Below are 22,675 nucleotides of genomic sequence, written 5' to 3' on the forward strand. Positions count from 1 at the left end.
GCCTTTAAAGCGGCACATATTCATTATTGCCCAACAGTCCATTTCCATTTCTTCGATTTTCCTATGTAATAAACTATTGCATAGGTTGAAGCGTAAATCAAGATAAAGATTGCAAATTGCAGGAAGAACAGGCTCCAAACACTTTCATTGGTGTACACAATCTTCAAAGGCCTCAAAATCATCGGCAGGAATATAATGATGAGTATATGGTGAAGCAGGTGGATGCCAAAGGTCATCGACCTTGGCTTCAATTTCTCGATAGCCTGAAAATTGCAGTATTTGTACAAAAATAGGAACGATACCAATGAGAAAATGATATTGGAAAACCTTAATGTATTTCCCGAATCGTTAGATCCTAAATGGATCAGATTAATGGTTTCAGCACATGATATAACAAAGGTTATCAGCATAGCGCCAAATAAGAGCCAGAAAGGCTGTTTGCTTATCCATTCGTTGTATCGATCAAAGTATTTATGTAAGATAACCCCCAGCCATAAATAAAATACAAATCCCAATAATGCAGTTGTATGTCCCGTTGGGATCCAATCGTAGTACAGGTTTACGGAATAAAAAAGCGATAACAGGCCTAATATTATCCCAAATGTTAAATTGTACATGTATTTTCTAAAAACCAGCAAAATGGTAATGCACAGCATAAAATTGATAATAAACCAAAAGCTGGTTTGAACGATAATAAAATGGATTCTATCCAATATATATTCGAGTGGGTGCGTAAAGCCCAAAGCGTCGGAATGCTTTAAGTACCGCACACCCTGATCGATATAAAAAAGTATAATAAAAACGGTTACCCAAAATATCCAGGGCCTAAAGGTTGTGTTCAACCTTCTGCCTAAATACTGCTTTGTGGTGTACTGGTTAAATTTATCCCCGATCAGAAACCCGGCGAGGATAAAGAACACAATGGTTCCAAATTTTATGAATTGCAGGGAAACTGTTTGAATAATTTGATCGTGAAGTGTATTTAACTTTAAGCCTAAGAAAGGAGAACTATGTTCCATTACAATTCCTATCATAGCTATAAACCTCATCGTATCGATAAAATCGTAATTTTTAACAATGTTTTTTGTAGTCATTTGGTGCAATTTTACGAAATTTGACATATTTATTTATATATCTTTCTTGTTTCATAAGTGTAAAAAATGTTAATTTATGATTAGTGTAATAATCTGTTCTATTGATAAGTTGTTGTTGGAGGCTGTTAGGCAAAACATTACAACAACCATTGGGGTAGAACATGAAATTATTGCAATTGATAACCTGAATTCGGGCAAAGGGATCTGCGAAGTATATAATGAGGGCGCGGCACTGGCTAAATATCCATTGTTATGCTTTTTACACGAGGATATTAAGCTAACAACCGATAACTGGGGTAAAACAGTTGTAGCCGTTTTCTGCGATGATAAAGTAGGACTTTTGGGCATTGCCGGAAGCACCTATAGATCCACTGTGCCTTCTGGCTGGTTTCCACCTCATGAATTTGGCACTACAAGCTGGAGGCTGAACATCATCCAAGGCTCCCGTTATCAGAACAAAGCAGAGAAACACGAGTATTTTAATCCACTAAAAGAGAACCTAAGTAAGGTAGCCTGTGTAGATGGCGTTTGGTTTTGCACAACGAAGAAAATTGCCGGAGAAATTAAATTTGATAACCATTTGTTATCCGGTTTTCATGGTTATGATATTGATTACTCGTTAGCTGTTGGACAGCATTATGAGGTATTGGTCAGTTACGATATTCTCCTGTCGCATGCTTCCGATGGGAACTTTAATGAGGAATGGTTGAAACAAATTATTAAAGTTCAGCATAAATACCGCAATATACTTCCGCTAAATTATGAAGGCTATGACAAGGAGGAAGCAGCTAAAATGGAATCCTCATCCCTTAAACGTTTTCTCAAAGAAATCATAAGGAATAAAAATTTCACAGTACAGGAACGCAAAAATGTTTTGAACACGTATTACCGACAAAATCAGATCGGAACATTGAAGTATTTAAAATTTCTATACCAGCTGATTAAGATAAGATAGAATTGATAACGGGCTTGATCTGATCTGGGTGATAGCTTTTTATAAGTTCTTTAGAGTAATTAGACATTTGCTCCCAAAGGGCCTTATTTTCGTAAAGCCTTAAAATCTGGTCGGCAAATTCTTGCGCAGTTGTAGCAAGCAAATAGTCCCTCTCGGCAACTAATCCAATCCCCTCAGCACCAATAGATGAAGTAACTACTGGCAAAGCATAGCTTAGGCTTTGACCGATTTTTCCTTTCATACCTGCCCCAAACCTTAATGGAGCTGCAAATACACGGCTGTTGTTAAAGTAATCAGATACATCTTCAACATATCCCGTTACTGCAATTTTTTCCGAAGCCAATTCCATTACCTCACTGCCTGGGTTGCTTCCCAACAATGTTAATTTTATGTTAGGATTTTTAGCCCAAACCAGGGGCATAATTTCTTTTGAAAGATATTTAACGGCATCTACGTTCGGTTTATGTGCATAACCGCCAATAAAAATTATACCTGATCTATCTTCAAAAGGAATGGGAAAGTTATTTTCTTGGCCGATATGGATATTTGGGATTACTATTGTTTTTGTGATCCCATAATTCTCCAATATTTCTTTTTCATCGTTTGTAATGGCAATCGTAATGTCTGCAGCTTTTGCAAAAGCCAGTTCCTGCTCTCTGGTTTTATGTGCACTTTGCTTTAGCGCTGCGCTGTTCAGCAGATCAGCTTCTCGTTCTTCGCGTAAAAAATGTAAGTCTATGGTATCATAAATCCATTTTATTTTTGGGTTGTGGCTAAATAAGAACTCAAATTCTTTGTTGTTCTGTGGTTTACAGATCCAGGCAATATCTATGCTGTCTAACTTGTTCATCAGCAGTTTAATCATGCTGTTACGGTTTGGAAAACGATACAGGATTTCAGCGCCGAGGTTGGTTAACTGCTCAAAGTAGCTGTTTTTTTTAAGCCCATCATTTGGTACAAAAATTACATGGTGCTTTAAGGATATAAGTATTTTAATAATATGCATCAGCCTTACCGAACCTGAATCTTTATCGGGCTCTGGTATGGTATCATCTATAATAAGGACCGTTCTGTTTTTTCTGCTCTTCGCTAAAGATGACGCTATGTCGTTTAACTTTGGATAATTAACGAGTTGATTGTGCCATTTTTGAGCAAACTTTTCTTTGTTTACCGCCTGAAATCTTTTAATTGGATGTTTCTCAATATCCCTGCCTGAACTTATTCCTTCAAAATGGATCAGCTCCGATAAAGGCTGATAGATAACTTTTTTATGGAGGATGTGTTTAACCGATAAACAGAGGTCGGTATCTTCGTAATATGCGGGAATGTAGCGCGTATCAAAATAATTAAGTTTTTGTAAATCTGCATTCCTGATTAATATACTTGCACCCGAGCAATAATCTACTTCCCTGATAAAATTATACTGAGGATGTGCTGGATCTTGATTGTTACCGTAGTTGGCCGCATTGGCATCCGAAAAAACAAAGCCTCCGGCCTCTTGCAGAAATCCATTTGCATAAATAAGTTTACTTCCAACCAGTCCAACCTGCTCATCGTTTAATGGTGCCAATAAATTTTCAAGCCAATTGGTACTTACCTGCGTATCATTGTTCAGGAAACAAACATATTCGCCTTTGGCCTGCTTTGCTCCATTATTTGACGAAATTAAAAAACCACTGTTAGCTTCGTTCCGGATATATTTTATGCCAGATAAATTCGTTTTAAAAAAGTTTTCTGTGCCATCAGACGAGCAGTCATCAACAACAATTACCTCATAAGATAAAGAGGAAGGAACATTGTTTGATAATGAAAGTAAACAATTATAGGTGTATGGTAAATTGTTAAAAACAGGTATTACAATACTAACTTCCGGACTATTATTCGCAATAAAATTGAGCTGTTTTTTTAGGATTTTTTCTTCAGGAAGAAGTGGTAATATTGTTTCGGAAATGAAATACCTATACCCAAAAAGTGTACTGAATACATCAGATAATTTGTTCTGTACAAAATTTAAACCTTTGGCCGGGTAAATTGGCGAATACTTTTTAAATACAAGTGTATAAAATGCCTGGTAAGCTTTTTTGTGAAATGTGATAGCTGATGCCAAAACCAGCAGCAGCCTTAATAAATATTTTAGGTAAAATTTTGGATTTAGATAAAAGTATGCTGATTTACCAGAAATAACCCCATGATTATATTTTGAAATAATTTTCCTGTTGTTCTTTTGGTTGAATTTATCAATCCACTTATAAATTTTCATTCAATAAAATATTAGTAGGTTTTTCTAACTAGTTTTAAAGCATAATTTAACCTGCTTAAGCCATATCTTGGCTTAAGATCGGGGAACAGCACAGGGTAATTTTTGAAGAACATGTTGATCAAAAATATTTTGTCAAAAAAATTCAACCTGCTGTATGCTTTAAATAACCTGTAAATTAAAATCTCGTCATTTTTGCCGAGATCCTTGTAGTTTTTTGTTGTGGCTAAATTATCTATTATTTCCTTATACCTTTCTTCCCTTCCTTTTAAGGTATACATAACAGAGTTGGAATGAATGCGGTGTAAGGTTAGTTTTTCGGCCAGGTATGTTATTTTCTGGTGGTAAATAGCAACAAAACCCATCCACCAATCATAAAATCCCTGATTTGGTATGGGGAAAAAAAACGGCGTAAATTTTTTAGAAAACAAACTTGTATGTCCGGTTACAAAATTTGAAAATAATAAACTTTTAAAGGTTTTGTCCTTCAATGAAAAGGTTTCATTTAATATCTGTCCGCCGATGATTTCTCCATGCTCGTTAATAAATGAAGAGTTCGAAAAAATCAGCCAATTATCACCAATGTTTCGGTAGAGCAGCTCTAATTTATTCTCCAGCCAGATGTCGTCCTGATCGCTTATGGCTATGAAATCTCCCGAACAATAAGAAATTGCCTTTTGAAAGTTAGCATTAAAACCAATATTCTTTTCGTTAAAATACAGCTTAATCTGTCCGTATTTAGCAGCATATTGCTTCAATAGATCTTTTGTGCCATCAGATGAGCCATCATCAACGATCACCAGTTCGATGTGTTTATAGGTTTGGTTAAGAATACTATCCAGTTGTTGCGGTAAAAAATTAGCACCATTATAGGTACAAAGCGCTATAGAAATAAGTGGCTCCATGATTGATTACTTTAACAGGAGTTTGACAATCTGTTTCACATTTAAATTACCAAACGTAAATAAACCTGACTTTAAAAACTTGTTCAGGGAAGATTTATTGTCGGATTTTAATAAATAGTTGAACCAATCTTTTTGAAGTTGTTTACTGAGTACCTTTTGATCAAATACCTGCTTTTTCCGATTGGCTTTTAAGATGTTGGTTAAGTGGGCCTCAACTTCATGACTGGAAAAACCGGTGTTTTCCGGGCGTAGAATTGAATGGTGGATTAATAAGCTTTGCTCATCTACTTTATCGAATAAGAAAGATAATAAATAGGCTGTTGTTTTGAGCTCGCTTTGCACCATTTCTGCCCTTTTCTTCGATGTTATACTTTGTTCGTGGATGCGGTAGTGCAACAGGCGCTCATTCAAATTTGCAACCGGATAAGCCATTGTAATTTGAGAGAATAAAAAATAATCTTCAGCGTACTTAAAATCTTCGCTGTAGGCAAATTTCTTTAGTACTTCGGCATCCGCCATAATTGTTGGATGTAGAAAAGCATTGCGGAACAGGTTAAATACTTTGATTTTAGCACTGTGCTCTGGCCGGTTTAGGTTGTTTATTTCTTTTCCGTTTGCATCAATTGCAATGGCCCTGCTGCCGCATAATTTATAGCTTGGGTTTGCAGTTAGAAAAGCGGCCTGTTTGCTTAATCTATCGGGCATGGCGATATCATCAGCATCCATTCTGGCTATATACCGGCCCGTGCTTAACATTAATCCTTCGTTCAAAGTATTAACTATACCCTTGTTCAGTTCGTTATTCACGTATTTTATACGGCTATCGGAAAAAGAGCTGATGATGGCATGCGATTGATCTGTACTTCCATCATTAATGATCAAAAATTCGAAGTTTTGATGAGATTGATTGAGTATGCTTTCAATAGCTTCCTTAACAAAAAGTTCGCTGTTAAAAACAGGCATTAATACCGTAATAAGATTTTTTTGCTCGTCAATCATGTACTGGGTTTAGGTGCCGTAAAAATAAGATAATTTAAGCGTTAATAAGCTTATAAAAGATGGCATAGATTTTTGCATCTTTAAAGCCGGAAAAAAAGATAAAATGACTACAGGTTTTGCAAAAAAAGAAGGAGCGCCAGTGCCTAAAAAAATATTGTTTATTACACCGTTTTTTGGCAGAACTGGCTCAGAAATGCAATTGCTCTACATCCTTGAAAATTTGAATGCAGAAAAATTCGAGCCTTACTTATTTACCCGTAACGATGGATCTTTACTTAAAGATCTTCCAAAATACATCAAATACTTTGTTGGTTATAAGAAAAACAGCAACTATCTGCTCAGACTTTTTAGGCTGTTGTTGTATGCTGTTAATATCAACCCGGTAGAGTTTCAATTGCGGAAAATACAGAATAAGGTGAAAGCAGATTATTGGTACATCAATACAATTGTAAATAGAGATGCTTATGCAATTGCGGTAAAACTGGGCGTAAAAATTATTTCCCATGTGCATGAAATGCCACTGTATTACGATATGGTTAAAGAAAAAACCATAGAAAACGTATTAAAGTCTGATCTGTGTATTGGTTGTTCCAAAGTAGTATGCCAAAATTTAGAAGATATGGGGCATAAAAATGTGAAATTGCTGAACAGCTTTGTTGACGACCGATTTATTTCCCTTAGCCAGGTTACAATAAGCGAACAGTTTAATTTTTCTCCCAACGATTTTATCTGGATCATGGCAGGCAGTGTTAATGCCATCAAAGGTGTCGATTTTGTTATCCCGTTATTAAAAGTACTAAAACCCAACCATAAAATTATCTGGATCGGCGGCATTGAAGATTCGGGAACAACGGCTTATGCACGGATAGCCGGCAAAGCTGCATTTAAAGACAGGCTTTTCTTTGTTGGCCGAAAATCTACTGACTATTATGATTACTTTAATTTGGGTAAGGCCTTCTTATTATTATCGCGTCAGGATTCTTTCCCTTTGGTCATGCAGGAAGCTGCACACCTGGGTAAACCAATCGCCGGTTTTAATTCAGGCGGCATTGAAGAATACGTAAACGATAAGATCGGTATCGTGGTAAACCAACTTTCTTTTACTGAATTGGCTAAGGCAATGGAAAAAATAGAAGAAAACTACGGGGCCTATGATAAGGATTACATTAAACAATATGCAAAAAGTTTTAATGCAACAGATCAAACCTTAAAGCTGCAATCGATTTTGGAAGAAATCTAATCGCTAAAAGCCTGCATATCGATTAAGCGTTTGTAGAGGCCATTATGGCTCAGCAGCTCAGTATGACTTCCACTTTCCGCAACCTGCCCTTTATCTATAACTACAATTTGATCGGCGTGCTGTATTGTGCTTAAACGGTGAGCAATTACAATTGAAGTTCGGTTTTTCATCAAATTGTTCAGCGCATCCTGTACTAATTTCTCCGATTCAGTATCCAGTGCAGATGTAGCCTCATCCAACAGCATAATGGGTGGGTTGGCCAAAACAGCCCGTGCTATACAAACCCTTTGGCGTTGTCCGCCCGATAGTTTATTGCCCCTATCGCCCACATTGGTTTGATAGCCATTTTCGGTGTTTAAAATAAAATCATGAGCATTGGCAATTTTAGCTGCTGCGATTACTTCTTCTTCGGTTGCATTTGGTTTTGCAAAGGCGATGTTATTAAAGATGCTATCGTTAAATAAAAACGATTCCTGGTTAACAATCCCCATTTGCGAACGGATACTTTCTACAGTAAGATCTCGGTAATCATGGCCGTCAATTGTAATAGTTCCCGATTTTGGATCGTGAAAGCGTGGAAGCAAATCCATTAATGTACTTTTACCGCCGCCTGATGGACCAACCAAAGCTACCGTTTTACCTTTTTCTATATCAATGTTGATATTCTTTAAAACCTGTTTATCACCATATGAGAATGAAACGTTTTTTAATATTAGCGCATTATTGAAGTTAGCCAATACCTCAGCATTGTTTTTGTTCTTTAGTGCAGGTTCTGTATCAATCAGATCTAATACCCGCTCGCCGGCGGCAATCCCTGAGTGGATGCCGCTAAACGAATCAGCCAAAGCTTTTACTGGCTGCAATACCTGAGAAAAGGTAGCCAGGTAAACTACAAATTCTGCGGCTTCTAAATCACCCTTTCCACTTAATATTAATGTACCGCCATACAAAAGGATAAATACGACCACTAAAACCCCTAAGGTTTGTGATACAGGAGAAGCCAATTGCTGCCTTCTGGCCATTTTCCTGTTTAAAAATGAATAAAATTTGTTTTCAGAGTCAAATCTCTCTTTAGCTCTTTCCGTAGCATTAAAAGCTTTAATAATTTTTATGCCGCTTAACGATTCATCTAAGAAGCCAATCATCTTGGCAAAAGATTCATGCGACTGCGTAGCTTGTTGTTTTAATCTTTTTACAATTTTACTGATGATAAAGCCCGAAACAGGAATAACCAATAAAGAAAATAAGGTCAGTTTGGCGGATATGGAAATCAAAACCCCAATAAAGAACAGCAATTGTAGGGGCTCTTTAAATACAACCTGCAAGGTGTTAGTTACGGTAAACTGAACCACCTGCACATCTGAAGCTACCTTTGAGATAATGTCGCCTTTGCGTTCGTTATTAAAGTAGCCTACATGTAAATTCATTACATTATTAAATACAGTTTTACGGATATTCAATAGGGTGTGCACACGTAAATCTTCCATAAAACGTTGAGAAAAGTACCGAAAAAAGTTAGCGAGAAAAACAGTTCCGATAATTATTATGCAGATTACTTTTAGCGCCAGTATTTTATCATCGGCAATAATTCCATTGATATATTCGTTAAAGCGGCCCAATACATCCCAGCTACTTTTATCTTTTACAACTTTAGTTGGATCGCATTTTCCTAAAAAAAGCGCCTGCATTAGTGGGCCGAGTAATGTAAAAAGAAATGTATTGAAGAAAATCGCGAATAATGTGGTGATCACATAAGGAATTGCAAACTTTTCTATGGGTTTAGCAAAGGATAATAAACGAAAATAGGTCTTCATTTTATATAAAATGGAATATGTACGAAGGAAAATGTAATGCTACATTTCCAGAAAAAATCTAATTAAAACTCAGTAAAGGTACGTTTTTCAACAGACCTTTTTAAAAATAGGCTTTTGTAACCGTTAAATTTACAATCGTTTTATTTTCTTGCTGGCTACAGATTGGTTAATGATATCCATTACCTCATCAATATTCAACAACGATTGGTGGTGCAGCTTTAAAGTATTCAACTTTTCCCTGCTGGATAAAATTAGGACTTTATGTGCCAGGTAATCGCGGTAGCTATGCCAAACCCAGGTTTTGCCCGTAAGGATTTTTGGAATAAGCTCTGTAAAAATCTGCTGTAGGGGGTAAAGCTTTTTTCTGAGCCCCTGAAGATGGATGCCCTGCAGGATATACCGGTTGCGGTAATATATTTTTTTGATAAAGTTAGATTTGATCTGGGTTTTTGTACTGCCACTTACATGGTGGAAACAAACCGACTGATGCTCGTAATAACATTTCCAGCCCAGTTGCCAGGCACGCAGGCTTAAGTCAAAATCTTCGGAAGAGAAAGGAGAATAAATTTCATCAAAACCGCCCAGTTCTTTCAGTTTTTTGGCATCAACCAGGGCATTAGCACCCGAAAGATAAGCAGTAAATACATTTTCGTCTGTCGGATTTTCGCTATAATAGAACTTATTGGCCTTTATTCTGCAGCCGCCATAATAAAGCAAACGGGCGGCATCTTCAATCCGGGATTCATCAAAACTCATGATGCGTGCCATTACCCCAAAAGTATCGGGTTTATCGAAATATTTCCACTGATGTTCAAAATAATCTGGCGTAAGCTTTACATCTGAGTTTAGAAGTAAGATCAGTTCGTGTTTGGCCTCCCCGATACCATGGTTACAGGTATAAGAAAAGCCGCGGTTTTTATCGTTAACAAGCAGTTTTATATTGGGGTAGGCCGATTGGATGAAAGAAATACTGTCGTCTTTAGAGCCATCGTCTATTACAATAACCTCGAATGTTGTGCCTGCATTTTGTGCTGCAGTAAAAACCGATGGCAGATACTTTTCGAGTAGATGCCGGCCATTATAATTGGGGATCACGATAGAAACACTTTTCTGCATCTACTTTACAATTTTATAGTTTCGGTATTCAAAAAGGCGGAGGCCGGTTAAATCTTCAATTTTCTGCAAAACCCGTCTGCGGAAATTCATTTTGGAGGTTTCTTTGGTTAGGTCTTTCTCAAATTTCCAGTTTACGGCAGCAATCCGGGGTTTCATTACCGCTGGGTGGGTACCCTTAAAATGAACCAACCGATCTGCATTGTGCATATCAAAAGTATCCTGAACCGGATAGTTTTCTTCAATCCATTCTTCGGTTTGGTAAAATTGATTGAAATTGCGCACCTTGCCCTGTAAGCCTTTTGGAGGTTTTACCCAGCCATAGTGGTAAATATAGGCATCAATCAATTTCACTTTCAGTTTCCTTCCATCAATTCTAAAACCCTGGGCATCGCGGTAAGAGTGTACGCCAGGCAGGTTTTTAATTATCCTAACCTCTCTCCGGTACCATCTTCTCGATTCGGCAAGGTAATCGTACGAGGCATAAAAATGTTTGTATTTTAACAGCAGCGCTTCTACGTTATTGTTGTTTAGCTCCTGTTCCATTTCCTTTTTGATTACCGGAAGGAAATCCTCATGAATAGCTTCGTCGCCCTGGATATAGATCATCCAGTTGGTATCTGCGGTTATTTCTGCCAGTGCTTTATTGGTTTCGTCGGCAAAAACACGGCCGCCTTCGCGTATGCTTTCATCCCAAACCGTATCAACCGTTCTTATCTTTTTAGAATCTATACTTTTGACCATTTCTGAAGTCTCATCAGTAGAGTTTCCCAGTGCAACTACAAAATCATCGCACAATGGCAATACCGAAAGTATGGCTTCTTTTGCGGGATAATCGTTAACAATTGCATTTCTTAAAAAGGTAAAGCCCGTAACTTTCATCTGTTTATATAGGTTTTAACGGTAATAAAGCCATTATGATCTGTTAACATTCTCCGGTGTGGAGCTCGCTAAATCACAATGGTTTCATTCAGATTGACATTGTTAGCCCTTAGTGGCTGATAATTTTTGTTAATTTGTACAAAGATAGTTTTATTGATGAATACGCATCTATCCATTTTAAGCGAATTGAAAGCAGGCAATTACAAGGCTTTGGCAAGGGTTTTAACACTTGTTGAGAATGATATTGAGCCTGCTGCATCAATTTTAAGAGGATTGGATAGTTTAGTCGCTACTCCGGTATTGGGCATTACAGGTCCCCCGGGTGCGGGCAAAAGTACTTTGGTAAATGCCATTGCCACGTATTTTTCGGCGCTGGGCAAACGCGTTGCAATTTTGGCCATCGATCCCACTTCACCATTTAACTTCGGCTCTTTATTGGGCGATCGTATCCGCATGGCCAGTCAGTTTAACAATCCTAACGTCTTTATCCGATCGCTGGCAACACGCGGTGCGCTGGGAGGGATTTCGGCAAAAACCATTGAAATGGTAGATGTTTTAAAGGCCGCCAACTTTGATCTGATTATTGTTGAAACTGTTGGGGTAGGCCAATCGGAGGTAGAAATTGCCGGCCTCGCAGATAAAAGCATTGTTGTACTGGTACCCGAATCGGGTGATGAGGTGCAGCACATAAAATCGGGATTGATGGAAATTGCCGATTGTTTTGTGGTCAATAAGGCAGACCGGGAAGGGGCAGATACTTTTTTTAATAATTTAACGAAAATCGTTCATCAGGGAACAAAGGTTATCCCGATCCTAAAAACGGTGGCCGATAAAAACATGGGTACCGAAGAGCTGTGCAAATGGATTATAGCTCCTCAACTGGTAGAAAACGACCGGAAAGCATTCCTTTTTGCAGAAAAAGCCTGGAAACTGATTCAGCTGCGTAGGATGGAGGGGATTGATAAAAAAAAGCTGCGAGAAAAAATTCAGGCAGCTTTAGTAAAAAGTGATTTTAATATTTATCGTTTTGCAGAAGAGTTCGGCAATAATGGTTAAGCGGTTAATTGTTTAAACTGGTTAACTGTAGGCGAAAACTGCCAACTTTTAACTGAAAACTATTTACTGGGAACTGCAAGGGGGTTAACTGTTCATTATGTCTTCGATCTCTTCTGCCTCTAGAGGAATATCGGCCATTAAATCTATGTTTCCGTTTGCGGTAATCAAGATATTGTTTTCTAAACGGATACCCAGTCCTTCTTCTGGAATATAAATGCCCGGCTCAACAGTTAAGATGTTGCCTGCTTCAAATGGTGTATATCTGCCTGCAAAATCGTGTACATCTATACCCAAATGGTGTGAATTGCCATGCATAAAATATTTCTTATAGGCCGGCCATGCTGGGTTTTGTTTTTTTACATCTTCAACGGTAATTAATCCGAGTTTAATTAGCTGTTCGGTCATTATTTCGCCCACTTGTTCGTGATAAGCATTCCACACTGTTTTTTCGCCGATTAATTTAATCGATTCTTTCATCACGTGCAGCACAGCATTGTAAACATCTTTTTGTCTTTGGGTAAATTTTCCATTAACAGGTATCGAACGGCTCATATCAGCGTTATAGTTTGCATACTCCGCTCCAAAATCAAAGAGGATTACATCGCCATCCTTACAAACCTGATTATTATCATTATAGTGCAGGATATTGGCATTATGGCCTGATGCAATTATTGGGGTATAAGCATGTCCGGTACCTCCCTGGCGGATAAACTCGTGAATAATCTCGGCTTCGATTTCATACTCTTTAACACCGGGTTTGGTAAATTTTAATACCCTGATAAAGGCATCGCGCGTTATTGCACTGGCTTTTTTGGTCAATTCAACTTCTATATCCGATTTAACTGCACGTAAGCCGCGCATAATCGGGGCCGAGCGCTCGTAATGATGCAAAGGGTATTTTGATTTCATCTTTTCGATGAAACGGATATCGCGATAAGGCACTTCGTGAGCATACCTGTCGTTTTCGTTTGTATTTAAATAAATATGCTCGGCATAGTTAACTATACTGTGCAGGATATTGTCAAAATCTTCCAGCCAATAAACCGATTGTATGCCCGATGCAGCCTTTGCCTGCTCTTTGGTATACTTGTAACCCTCCCAAACTTTAATGTAATCGTTCGTCTGTCTTAAAAACAGGACTTCTCTGTACAAAGGATTAGGACAATCGGGATAAAGCAATAATATTGTTTGTTCCTGATCTATTCCTGATAAATAAAATAAATCGGGATTTTGCTTAAAAATAAAGTTTTGATCGCCACTTCTAGGAAATTCATCACTTGAATTGAATATAGCTAATGAGTTGTTTTTTAGCTGTTTAGTGAAGTTTTTTCTGTTTAAGATAAATAATGACTGATCAATAGTGGGATATTTCATGAAAATGGTATTTTTATATTGGAATTGGCCAAATGTAAGAAAATGATCAATGACTGTGAAGTTTGGAACGGAGTTTGTATAAAAGTTTGAAAATTTAAAATTTTGTTTAATTTTGCGATTACTAAAAAATTAATCAATTAAATTGTTTAACCCTTAAAAAAGAAAAAGATTATGAATTATTCTACTTTAAAGAAAAGTGTTGCGCTTTCTTTAGTGGCATTAACAGGAGTAGCTTCTCTTGCTGTCGCTCAGGATGCTCCTGCAACAACTTCTGCTACCAAGGTATTTGGTGGTAGAGGTCAGTACAGAACTTGGTCTATCGGTGTACACGGTGGTGTTTTAATGCCAGTTGTAGCTATCGGCGGTTCTAACGACTTTAACAAATGGGATGCTAACTTAGGTTACGGTTTAAACATCCGTAAACAATTAGGTCACTCATTCGGTTTAGAATTAAACGGAACTCGTGGTAAACTTTCAGGTACTAACGAAGGTATTACTTCAGGTGTAAGAGAATTTGAAACTGAATTACAATACGCTGTAGATTTACGTGGTGTTGTAAACTTAGGTTCTATCGATTTCTTACGTCGTGAGAACTCTGTAGGTTTCTTCTTAACAGCTGGTGCTGGTATGTTGGCTTATGCTCCTAAAGTTACTTTATCAAACGGTACAGTTATCGATTGGAAAGGTAAAGCTATCGGTCCTGCTGATGACAGACATGATGCTAAAGATTACGTAAAAGGTTTCTACATTCCAGTTGGTGCTGGTGTTAAATTCAAAGTTTCTGAGCGTGTTAACTTTAACTTAGGTTACACGATGAACTTTGTTGATGCTGATAACCTTGATGGAGTTTATGCAAAAGGTCAAACTAAAGACAAATTCTCTTACGGTTATGCTGGTTTAGAATTCTCTTTAGGTTCTTCTGCTAAACCAAGTTTAGAGTGGACTAACCCATTAGCTACTATGTACGATGAGTTAAAAGATCCAACTTTACGTCAAGAAGTTGAAGCATTGAAAAACCGTGTTTCTGCTGTTGAGAAATCTGTTGAAGATTTGAAAAAAGATACTGACGGTGACGGTGTTGCTGATCAATTCGATAAATGCCCAGGAACTCCTGCTGGTACTGCTGTTGATGGTTCAGGTTGTCCTCTTCCAAAACCAGCTCCAGTTGAAACTGCTGCATCTAACGTAACTGGTTTCGAAAAAATCGGTTTCGATTTCAACTCTTCAGTTTTAAAAACTGAGTCTTATCCAACTTTAGATAAATTATCTTCAGTGTTACGTGAAAACGGTGGTAAAGTAACTGTAAACGGTTATGCTTCAAGCGAAGGTACTGCTGCATATAACTTGAAATTATCTAAAGATAGAGCAAACTCTGTTAAAACTTACTTAGTAAACTCTGGCGTTAACGCTAGTCAAGTTGCTACTAAAGGTAATGGCGAAGCTAACCCAATTGCTTCTAACGATACTGAAGAAGGTCGTATCCAAAACCGTCGTGTTGAAACTGCTAGAAACTAGTATTTCAATATAAGATTTAAGAAAGTCCCGATTTTTAATCGGGACTTTTTTTATGCCTTTTATTTTCTGTGTTGCGCTTTTTCGCTAAGTTTGTATTATGTATTTCTTTAGAAAAAAGGATCCCAATAGGCCAAGCAATATCAATATAAAGATTATGCATTTTATAAATGCACTGGCTATATCTATTTTTCTGGCAGGTATCATTTACAAGCTCATCCAGTGGCTTGCCAAATAACCCTTAACATAACTTATGAAACAAATTATTAAAACAACAAATGCCCCAGCTCCAATTGGGCCATATAGCCAAGCCGTACAGGCGGGAAACTTTTTATTCGTATCTGGTCAGGTAGCCATTAATCCTGAAAGTGGAGAATTAAACATTGGAAACATTGAGGAAGAAACCCACCAGGTAATGCGTAACCTTAAAGCGGTATTGCTCGAAGCTGGTTTAAGCTTTGATCATGTAGTAAAATCGACTATCTTTTTGAGCGATATGGGCACTTTTGCCCAGGTTAACGAAGTTTATGGCCAGTATTTTACTGCCGATTTCCCAGCCCGCGAAACTGTTCAGGTTTCTGTTCTGCCTAAAAATGTAAACGTCGAAATTTCGGTGATTGCCATTGTTGCATAATTTTGGCATCAGGTAAAAGCAAATATTTTATTGCGGGCATTGTTCCTTATATCATCTGGGGAACAATGTCCGTTCCTTTACGTAATATCAAAGGGTTTAGTCCACAGGAAATTTTATATTACAGGATATTTGTTTCCATTATAATGGTTTGGGCTACCATTCTCCTGTTCAGAAGAGCAGCCCTCAAAAAAGACTATACTTTTTTAGCATCGCTTGATAAAGCAAAGCAGATCAAATTGGTGTTGCTTACCCTCTTGGCATCCTTTCTAATTACAGGCAACTGGTTTACCTACATTTATGCCGTAAATAGCGTTAGTTTAAAGGCCGCTGCTTTCGCTTATATGGTTTGCCCGTTACTTACTGCGCTTTGTGGATTTGTTATCTTAAAAGAGCAATTAACGCGTGCCAAGGTTATAGCAATCGGCATTGCTTTTGTCAGTATCGCACTGCTCGCAACAGGCTCTCTTCACGAAGTTTTATGGGCCGTTTTAATTGCATCATTTTATGCAGTTTATGTAATTGTTTTGAAGGTCATTCAACATGTAGATAAGTTTAATTTTCTGGGTATCCAGTTAATTCTTTCGGGTTTAATGATGCTGCCCATGTATCTAACCAATGCCGCACATTTTCCAACAGATACTTTCTTTTGGTCGCACATTTTTTTGATCGCGGTCGTGTTTACCATTATCCCCCTCTTTCTGAATGCTTACGCACTCTTGGGCATGCCTTCATCTGCATTGGGCATATTGATCTATCTTAACCCGATAGTTGCATTTACGGTGGCATTTTTCTATTTTAAGGAGCAGATAGATCTGCACCAGTTATTTGCCTATTTGCTTTTGCTGCTATCGATCGTTATTTTTAATGCACATTTGATAAAAAGTGTGATTAACAAAAAGCAATAAAATTTTGTTTAATTCGGTATTAGATACACCTGTTGAGTTTTTAAAAGGCGTTGGCCCAAGCCGTGCCGATGTTTTGAAAAAGGATTTGGGTCTTTTTACTTTTCAGGATATGCTGGCGCATTACCCCTTCCGCTACATCGACCGGACCAAATATTTTAAGATCAACCAGATTAATCCCGATTCGCAGTACATTCAGATTATTGGCCGGGTGATCAATAAAAAAGTAATCGGCGATAAAAGAGCAAAACGAATCGTAGCTGTTTTTAAAGATGATACAGGTATTATGGAACTGGTTTGGTTCCAGAGCCTAAAGTGGGTTGATGATAACATTACCGTGGGCACAGCTTACGTAGCCTTCGGAAAGCCGAGCATCTTCAACGGAACGTTCAGTATCTCTCATCCAGAAATGGAACTTTACCAGCGCAAGCAGGTAGGTAGGGGTAATTTAACTTTGCAGCCTGTTTACAATTCGACCGAAAAGCTGAAGAAGTTTAATCTGGATTCGAAAGGTTTACAGCGCTTAATTGCAGGCTTATTGGATCAGATTATTCCGCAGGTGCCCGAAACGCTTCCGCAGTACATTATCGATAAATACCAATTGCCAGATAAAAGAATGGCGTTGTTAAATATACACTTCCCGAAGAACCAGAAAGATTTGAATTTTGCCGAAAGGCGGTTAAAGTTCGAAGAACTGTTTTTTATTCAGCTGCAGCTTTTGCACAATAAGCATTTGCGCCAACTGAAATTTAAGGGTGCTACTTTTGATAAGGTTGGCGAAAAGGTAAACCGCTTTTATAAGGAATTTTTACCGTTTGAGTTAACCAATGCCCAGAAAAGGGTAGTGAAAGAAATTAGGATTGATACACAACGGGGTGTACAGATGAACAGGCTTGTTCAAGGCGATGTAGGCAGTGGAAAAACCGCTGTTGCCTTGATGAGTATGCTTTTGGCAAATGATAACGGATACCAGGCCTGTATGATGGCCCCGACCGAAATCTTGGCCAGGCAGCATTATGCTTCGATAACAGAACTGGTTACGGATGATCTGGTGAAAGTAGCCATCCTTACAGGCAATACCAAAAAGAAAGAACGGACCATTTTGCACGCGCAGCTCGAAAGCGGCGAAATTGATATTTTAATTGGCACCCACGCCCTGATAGAGGATAAAGTACAGTTTAAAAACCTGGGCCTGGTGGTTATAGACGAGCAGCACCGTTTTGGGGTAGAGCAGCGTGCGAAGCTTTGGCGCAAAAACGTTATTCCGCCACACATTTTGGTAATGACGGCCACACCGATTCCCAGAACGCTAGCCATGACTTTGTACGGGGATTTGGATGTTTCTATAATCGATGAGCTCCCAGCGGGAAGGAAACCCATCGAAACCAGGCACCTGTTTGAAGGGCAGCGGCTCAGGATGTTCGGTTTTATGAAACAGGAGATTGCCAAAGGCAGACAGGTTTATATCGTTTATCCTTTGATCAAAGAAAGCGAGAAACTTGATCTCTTGCATCTCGAAGCTGGCATTGAACAGTTGAGCTACCAGTTTCCAAGGCCTGATTACCAGATGAGTATTGTGCATGGCCAAATGCCAAATGCCGATAAGCAGTTCGAAATGCAACAGTTTATTGATGGCAAAAGCCAGATTATGGTAGCCACCACGGTAATCGAAGTGGGGGTAAATGTGCCCAATGCATCGGTAATGGTGATCGAGAATTCTGAACGGTTCGGACTTTCACAGCTTCACCAGTTGCGTGGAAGGGTTGGCCGTGGTGCCGAACAATCTTTCTGTATTTTAATGAGCAGTAATAAACTGAGCAAAGAAGGTAAAGTAAGGTTAGAAACCATGGTAAGAACCAATAATGGTTTCGAAATCTCCGAAATTGATCTGCAGCTCCGTGGCCCGGGCGATATAACCGGAACACAACAAAGTGGTGTACTGGATTTAAAACTTGCCGATCTGGCTAAAGATCAGATCATTCTGGCTGAAGCGAGAAATACGGTTATTGCCATATTTGAAGAAGACCCACAATTGGCCAAGCCCGAAAATGCCCTGTTAAAGACCCACCTCCAAAAACTGGAAAGAGGGATTTCTTTTGATAAAATCAGTTAGCCACTACTTCCTTTAACAATCTTCCAATTTATTTGAATCTTCCTGAGTAAAAATTCAATGCCATTTATAGCAAATAGACAATAATTTTTGCTATTGTATATTTAAACATACTTTGTGTCGTTTTGTAAATTATTTTTTACCAATATCACCCTTACATTTCTCAATTTACCCCACCTCGTAGATGATAATATTTTTTATATTGCGGGTAACCAAATATGAACTGTCGAACTGACAAGTCCAAATCCGAGACGAGCCGTATACAGTTGCTTTAAATTCCAATAATGCCTTCTTAAGCATTTTTAAGGGTTTTTAATGTGGTTAATGATAGTTTTTTGCTGTGATTGATAATGTTAAGCTTCCCTCAAGAGTGGGTGTTTCAACTTCTCCCTTATCTTTTGCAGTATTTTATAGGATACATTGATGATGTGTTAAATAAATACGTGTATATGCAATAAATAATTACAATCAATATCTAACCGAAAATTAAAATCTATGAAAAAAAATCTATGGAAGACTTTTGCCAAAGGTCGCATCTTTCTGATGTGCGGTAGTTGTCTAATGTTATCCCCGCTGGCCTATGCATCTGCTGCCTCGCCAGCACATAAAAAAGAACCACTTCATTTTAACAATCCTTCCGTTCGGGATATTCTGGTAAAAGGCCAGGTAACCGACAGTAAAGGTGGCCCATTGCCAGGTGTAAGTGTTAAATTAAAAGGCGGAACTGCAACTACGGTAACCGATGGTTCGGGTAAATTTAGTATCAAGGTACCCGAAGATGCCACCTTGGTGTTTACGTACATTGGGTATGTAGACCAAGAAGTTCAGGTAAAAAATCAAACCAGTATCAATATCCGTTTGCTAGAAAATAACCAAAACCTCTCAGAAGTGGTTGTAGTGGGTTATGGTACCCAAAAGAAAGCGGTCGTATCTGGAGCGGTAGCCGCGGTAAAAGGTACTGAACTGGCTAAATCATCTTCAGTAAACTTAACCAACTCTCTGGCAGGCCGTTTACCCGGTGTTACGGCGTTACAGGGAAGTGGCGAGCCGGGTTACGATGGTTCAACCATCCGGATCCGCGGTATAAACTCTTTAGGAAATAATAATGCACTGATTGTAATTGATGGGATTCCGAACCGTGCGGGTGGAATTGAAAGGTTGAACCCGAACGATATTGAAAGTGTATCTGTTTTAAAGGATGCATCGGCCGCAATTTATGGTTCGCAGGCGGCCAATGGGGTAATTCTCATTACCACCAGATTGGGCAAATCGGGTAAGCCACAGTTTTCGTACGATTTTAGCTATGGACTGCAGCAGCCTACACGGATTCCAAAAATGGCAAACTCGCCCCAATATGCAGAAATACTGAATGAACTGAATATTTTTGGCTCTGACCTTAACCCAAGCGAATGGAGTGCTGCATGGAACAGCTTTAAAACCAACGGTACTTATTTATCTACAGGTGGAAAAACGATTAATGCGGCTTACACACCAAGTCAGATACAGAAATTAAGTGATGGCTCTGATCCTTTACGCTATCCCAATACGGATTGGTTTAAAACCGTATTTCAAAACTGGTCGCCACAACAAAGGCACAACGTTCAGATTAACGGGGGAAGCGAAAACGTAAAATATTTGGTTTCATTAGGCTATCTGGATCAGGATGGATACTATAAAAATTCTGCCACAGGTTACCAGCAGTACGATATGCGTTTTAACCTGGAAGCAAAATTGAGTAAATATATTACCACCACATTGGGCGTAACTGCCCGTGAAGAAAACCGTAATTTCCCTACCGTTGGTGCTGGCGATATCTTTCGCTTCCTGATGCGGGGAAGGCCTACCGAGATTGCCATATGGCCAAATGGAAAACCGGGTAGGGATATTGAATATGGCTATAATCCGGTGGTTTCTACTACCGATTTAACAGGCTACAATAAAGACATCCGTGATTATTTTCAAACAACGGGTAAAGTTGAAATCAAAATACCTGGGGTTGAAGGTTTAAAAGTAACGGGAACGGCAGCTATTGATAAATATTCGGGCAGGCAAAAAAACTGGCAATTGCCTTGGACGCTTTACGATTGGGACAAAAAAACCTTCGAAGCTGATGGTGTAACTCCTGTGCTTGCAGGTACCGTACGTTCGCAGTACACCGACCCAAGATTGAGGGAAACAGCCGGTGGTCAACTTGCCGTTAACTTAACCGGGATGATCAATTACGACAAAAAGCTAGGCGATCATACAATTGGTTTAATGGCTGGGGTGACTAGAGAAAAAGTTAACAATGATGGTTTTACTGCATTTAGAAGATATTTCCTTTCCTCGGCAATTGAGCAATTATTAGCGGGGGATGAGAAAGAGCAATCACTGGGTAACAACCCTGGCGATCCGAATAATTTATTTAACAGGGCCCGCTTAAGTTATTTTGGAAGGGCAGGTTACAACTATAAAGAGAAATACCTGGCCGAGTTTTTATGGCGGGTAGATGGATCCTATATCTTTCCAACCAATAGGCGTTTTGGGTTTTTCCCTGGCGTATCAGTAGGTTGGAGGCTATCAGAAGAGAATTTCTTTAAAGACAATGTTCAGTTTATCAACAATTTAAAACTAAGGGCATCGTATGGACAGATGGGGGCTGAAGCCTACTTCGGAGATGCACTGCAAGAATATCAATACCTCAGTTTAATGAACTTTGGTAGCTATGTGTTTAACGATCTGATTACCAAATCGATTACCGAAGGCAAAGTGCCTAATCTGGATTTCGGTTGGGAAGTTGCCAATAATATGAACATTGGTTTGGATGCCTCTTTTTTAAATAACAAACTGGCCTTCGAGTTCGATTATTTCTATAACAAGCGCACAAATATTTTGATCAGCAGGGGCAGTTCAGTACCCGAAAGCTCGGGCATTACCGATCGGTTGCCGCCAGTTAACCTGGGTAAGGTAAACAACAAAGGTTTCGAATTTAAATTGAGCTATAACGATAAGGTGGGCGATTTAAATTTTGGCGTAAGTGTAAATGGTGGATATGCCAAAAATAAAATCATTTTCTGGGATGAAACGCCAGGTGCTCCCGAATGGCAACGTTCTACAGGCAGGGTAACCGGTTCATGGCTGGTGTACGATTATGATGGTGTGTTTAAAGATCTGGCAGAAATCAGCGCCAATAAACTTAATTATAGTGCCCTTACCAATAATCTGCGCCCAGGCGACATGAAATTTAAAGATATCAACGGTGATGGTAAAATCAATGCAGATGATAAGATCCGCCTGGATAAAAACGGTACGCCAACTTTTACTGGTGGTGTAAACTTTAACCTTCAATACAAAGGGTTCGATTTATCGGTACTTATTCAAGGTGCTACCGGCGGGATGCAGATTGTGGGCTTAACCGAGTCGGGCGATATCGGTAACTTTTTAGAGTGGTCGTACCTCAACCGTTGGAGCATAGATAACCCTAGTTCGGTAAACCCGCGTTTATCAAATAGGGGAGCAACCTATTATACCGATGGCAACAATGCACTGAACAATACCTATTGGTTAAGGAGCAACAATTACATTAGGCTTAAAAACGTTGAACTGGGTTATACATTACCTACCACTTGGGTAGAAAAAGTTGGCTTAAACAGCGTAAGGGTTTATGCAAATGGATTAAACCTGGCTACACTCGATAAGATCAAGATCTGGGACCCTGAGTCAACCAATTCGAGTGGTCAGTATTATCCACAGGCGAGAGTAATCAACATGGGCATTAAAGCCGCTTTTTAATCAATGTACAGCTGTTTGCAGTTGCGATAAGTCTTCATTTCAAAATTTCTTTATTGG

The 22,675-nt window shown here is 38.8% G+C and carries 17 protein-coding genes; 9 read left to right on the top strand and 8 right to left on the bottom strand.

Features of this window, described 5'->3' with window-relative positions:
- Positions 1-23: 23 nt before the first annotated feature.
- Positions 24-1,094 carry an acyltransferase family protein gene (locus ACS5PU_RS10340; protein ID WP_439459207.1) on the bottom strand — a complete coding sequence of 357 codons (1,071 nt, stop codon included), beginning with the start codon at positions 1,092-1,094 and terminating at the stop codon, positions 24-26.
- 76 nt (positions 1,095-1,170) lie between these two features.
- Between ACS5PU_RS10340 and ACS5PU_RS10345 the strand changes: the two genes are divergently transcribed.
- On the top strand, positions 1,171-2,049 hold the full coding sequence (locus ACS5PU_RS10345; protein ID WP_439459208.1) for a glycosyltransferase: 879 nt from the start codon (positions 1,171-1,173) through the stop codon (positions 2,047-2,049).
- On the opposite strand, the gene ACS5PU_RS10350 is transcribed toward ACS5PU_RS10345, so the two are convergent.
- From ACS5PU_RS10350 to ACS5PU_RS10360, 3 genes are read right to left on the bottom strand one after another with little or no spacing between them, the layout of a single operon-like run.
- Positions 2,036-4,309 carry a glycosyltransferase gene (locus ACS5PU_RS10350; protein WP_439459209.1) on the bottom strand — a complete coding sequence of 758 codons (2,274 nt, stop codon included), beginning with the start codon at positions 4,307-4,309 and terminating at the stop codon, positions 2,036-2,038. The genes ACS5PU_RS10345 and ACS5PU_RS10350 overlap by 14 nt on opposite strands.
- An 11-nt stretch (positions 4,310-4,320) precedes the next feature.
- Positions 4,321-5,211, bottom strand: a complete 891-nt coding sequence (locus ACS5PU_RS10355; RefSeq protein ID WP_439459210.1) for a glycosyltransferase — start codon at positions 5,209-5,211, stop codon at positions 4,321-4,323.
- Positions 5,212-5,217: 6 nt separating this feature from the next.
- Positions 5,218-6,210, bottom strand: coding sequence for a glycosyltransferase family 2 protein (locus ACS5PU_RS10360; protein ID WP_439459211.1), 993 nt, complete (start codon positions 6,208-6,210; stop codon positions 5,218-5,220).
- Positions 6,211-6,313: 103 nt separating this feature from the next.
- Between ACS5PU_RS10360 and ACS5PU_RS10365 the strand changes: the two genes are divergently transcribed.
- Entirely contained in the window at positions 6,314-7,450 is a 1,137-nt protein-coding gene (locus ACS5PU_RS10365; protein WP_439459212.1) for a glycosyltransferase family 4 protein, read from the top strand.
- Here ACS5PU_RS10365 and ACS5PU_RS10370 read toward each other — a convergent pair.
- The 3 genes from ACS5PU_RS10370 to ACS5PU_RS10380 all read right to left on the bottom strand — a co-directional run bounded on the left by ACS5PU_RS10370 (position 7,447) and on the right by ACS5PU_RS10380 (position 11,259).
- On the bottom strand, positions 7,447-9,264 hold the full coding sequence (locus tag ACS5PU_RS10370) for an ABC transporter ATP-binding protein (protein ID WP_439459213.1): 1,818 nt from the start codon (positions 9,262-9,264) through the stop codon (positions 7,447-7,449). The genes ACS5PU_RS10365 and ACS5PU_RS10370 overlap by 4 nt on opposite strands.
- A 129-nt stretch (positions 9,265-9,393) precedes the next feature.
- Positions 9,394-10,380 (bottom strand): glycosyltransferase family 2 protein, encoded by a 987-nt coding sequence (locus ACS5PU_RS10375; protein ID WP_439459214.1) that lies wholly within the window; start codon positions 10,378-10,380, stop codon positions 9,394-9,396.
- A complete protein-coding gene (locus ACS5PU_RS10380) occupies positions 10,381-11,259 on the bottom strand; it encodes a glycosyltransferase family 2 protein (RefSeq protein ID WP_439459215.1) in 879 nt (292 codons plus the stop codon).
- 156 nt (positions 11,260-11,415) lie between these two features.
- Between ACS5PU_RS10380 and meaB the strand changes: the two genes are divergently transcribed.
- Positions 11,416-12,315 carry a methylmalonyl Co-A mutase-associated GTPase MeaB gene (meaB, locus tag ACS5PU_RS10385; RefSeq protein WP_439459216.1) on the top strand — a complete coding sequence of 300 codons (900 nt, stop codon included), beginning with the start codon at positions 11,416-11,418 and terminating at the stop codon, positions 12,313-12,315.
- An 84-nt stretch (positions 12,316-12,399) separates the two neighbouring features.
- Here the strand turns inward: meaB and ACS5PU_RS10390 are convergent, their stop codons facing one another.
- Complete coding sequence (locus ACS5PU_RS10390) at positions 12,400-13,689, bottom strand: aminopeptidase P family protein (protein ID WP_439459217.1); 1,290 nt, start codon at positions 13,687-13,689, stop codon at positions 12,400-12,402.
- A 171-nt stretch (positions 13,690-13,860) separates the two neighbouring features.
- Here ACS5PU_RS10390 and ACS5PU_RS10395 point away from each other — a divergent pair, with 171 nt between their 5' ends.
- The 6 genes from ACS5PU_RS10395 to ACS5PU_RS10420 all read left to right on the top strand — a co-directional run bounded on the left by ACS5PU_RS10395 (position 13,861) and on the right by ACS5PU_RS10420 (position 22,618).
- Positions 13,861-15,204: an OmpA family protein gene (locus ACS5PU_RS10395; RefSeq protein WP_439459218.1), complete on the top strand. Its 1,344-nt coding sequence runs from the start codon at positions 13,861-13,863 to the stop codon at positions 15,202-15,204.
- Positions 15,205-15,301: 97 nt separating this feature from the next.
- On the top strand, positions 15,302-15,439 hold the full coding sequence (locus ACS5PU_RS10400; RefSeq protein WP_379078254.1) for a DUF6728 family protein: 138 nt from the start codon (positions 15,302-15,304) through the stop codon (positions 15,437-15,439).
- A gap of 15 nt (positions 15,440-15,454) precedes the next feature.
- Positions 15,455-15,835, top strand: a complete 381-nt coding sequence (locus tag ACS5PU_RS10405) for a RidA family protein (protein WP_439459219.1) — start codon at positions 15,455-15,457, stop codon at positions 15,833-15,835.
- 2 nt (positions 15,836-15,837) lie between these two features.
- Positions 15,838-16,740 (top strand): EamA family transporter, encoded by a 903-nt coding sequence (locus ACS5PU_RS10410; protein ID WP_439459220.1) that lies wholly within the window; start codon positions 15,838-15,840, stop codon positions 16,738-16,740.
- A 4-nt stretch (positions 16,741-16,744) separates the two neighbouring features.
- Complete coding sequence (gene recG / locus ACS5PU_RS10415) at positions 16,745-18,850, top strand: ATP-dependent DNA helicase RecG (RefSeq protein ID WP_439459221.1); 2,106 nt, start codon at positions 16,745-16,747, stop codon at positions 18,848-18,850.
- Positions 18,851-19,342: 492 nt separating this feature from the next.
- Positions 19,343-22,618 carry a SusC/RagA family TonB-linked outer membrane protein gene (locus tag ACS5PU_RS10420; RefSeq protein WP_439459222.1) on the top strand — a complete coding sequence of 1,092 codons (3,276 nt, stop codon included), beginning with the start codon at positions 19,343-19,345 and terminating at the stop codon, positions 22,616-22,618.
- Positions 22,619-22,675: the final 57 nt, after the last annotated feature.

Source organism: Pedobacter sp. GSP4, from assembly GCF_051857575.1.
In the GTDB taxonomy this organism is placed as follows: Bacteria; Bacteroidota; Bacteroidia; order Sphingobacteriales; family Sphingobacteriaceae; genus Pedobacter.

Excerpts from the sequence above, each read along its gene's own strand:
- ACS5PU_RS10340 (WP_439459207.1), bottom strand. The coding sequence starts at position 1,094 with ATGACTACAAAAAACATTGTTAAAAATTACGATTTTATCGATACGATG.
- ACS5PU_RS10345 (WP_439459208.1), top strand. The coding sequence starts at position 1,171 with ATGATTAGTGTAATAATCTGTTCTATTGATAAGTTGTTGTTGGAGGCT.
- ACS5PU_RS10350 (WP_439459209.1), bottom strand. The coding sequence starts at position 4,309 with ATGAAAATTTATAAGTGGATTGATAAATTCAACCAAAAGAACAACAGG.
- ACS5PU_RS10355 (WP_439459210.1), bottom strand. The coding sequence starts at position 5,211 with ATGGAGCCACTTATTTCTATAGCGCTTTGTACCTATAATGGTGCTAAT.
- ACS5PU_RS10360 (WP_439459211.1), bottom strand. The coding sequence starts at position 6,210 with ATGATTGACGAGCAAAAAAATCTTATTACGGTATTAATGCCTGTTTTT.
- ACS5PU_RS10365 (WP_439459212.1), top strand. The coding sequence starts at position 6,314 with ATGACTACAGGTTTTGCAAAAAAAGAAGGAGCGCCAGTGCCTAAAAAA.
- ACS5PU_RS10370 (WP_439459213.1), bottom strand. The coding sequence starts at position 9,264 with ATGAAGACCTATTTTCGTTTATTATCCTTTGCTAAACCCATAGAAAAG.
- ACS5PU_RS10375 (WP_439459214.1), bottom strand. The coding sequence starts at position 10,380 with ATGCAGAAAAGTGTTTCTATCGTGATCCCCAATTATAATGGCCGGCAT.
- ACS5PU_RS10380 (WP_439459215.1), bottom strand. The coding sequence starts at position 11,259 with ATGAAAGTTACGGGCTTTACCTTTTTAAGAAATGCAATTGTTAACGAT.
- meaB (WP_439459216.1), top strand. The coding sequence starts at position 11,416 with ATGAATACGCATCTATCCATTTTAAGCGAATTGAAAGCAGGCAATTAC.
- ACS5PU_RS10390 (WP_439459217.1), bottom strand. The coding sequence starts at position 13,689 with ATGAAATATCCCACTATTGATCAGTCATTATTTATCTTAAACAGAAAA.
- ACS5PU_RS10395 (WP_439459218.1), top strand. The coding sequence starts at position 13,861 with ATGAATTATTCTACTTTAAAGAAAAGTGTTGCGCTTTCTTTAGTGGCA.
- ACS5PU_RS10400 (WP_379078254.1), top strand. The coding sequence starts at position 15,302 with ATGTATTTCTTTAGAAAAAAGGATCCCAATAGGCCAAGCAATATCAAT.
- ACS5PU_RS10405 (WP_439459219.1), top strand. The coding sequence starts at position 15,455 with ATGAAACAAATTATTAAAACAACAAATGCCCCAGCTCCAATTGGGCCA.
- ACS5PU_RS10420 (WP_439459222.1), top strand. The coding sequence starts at position 19,343 with ATGAAAAAAAATCTATGGAAGACTTTTGCCAAAGGTCGCATCTTTCTG.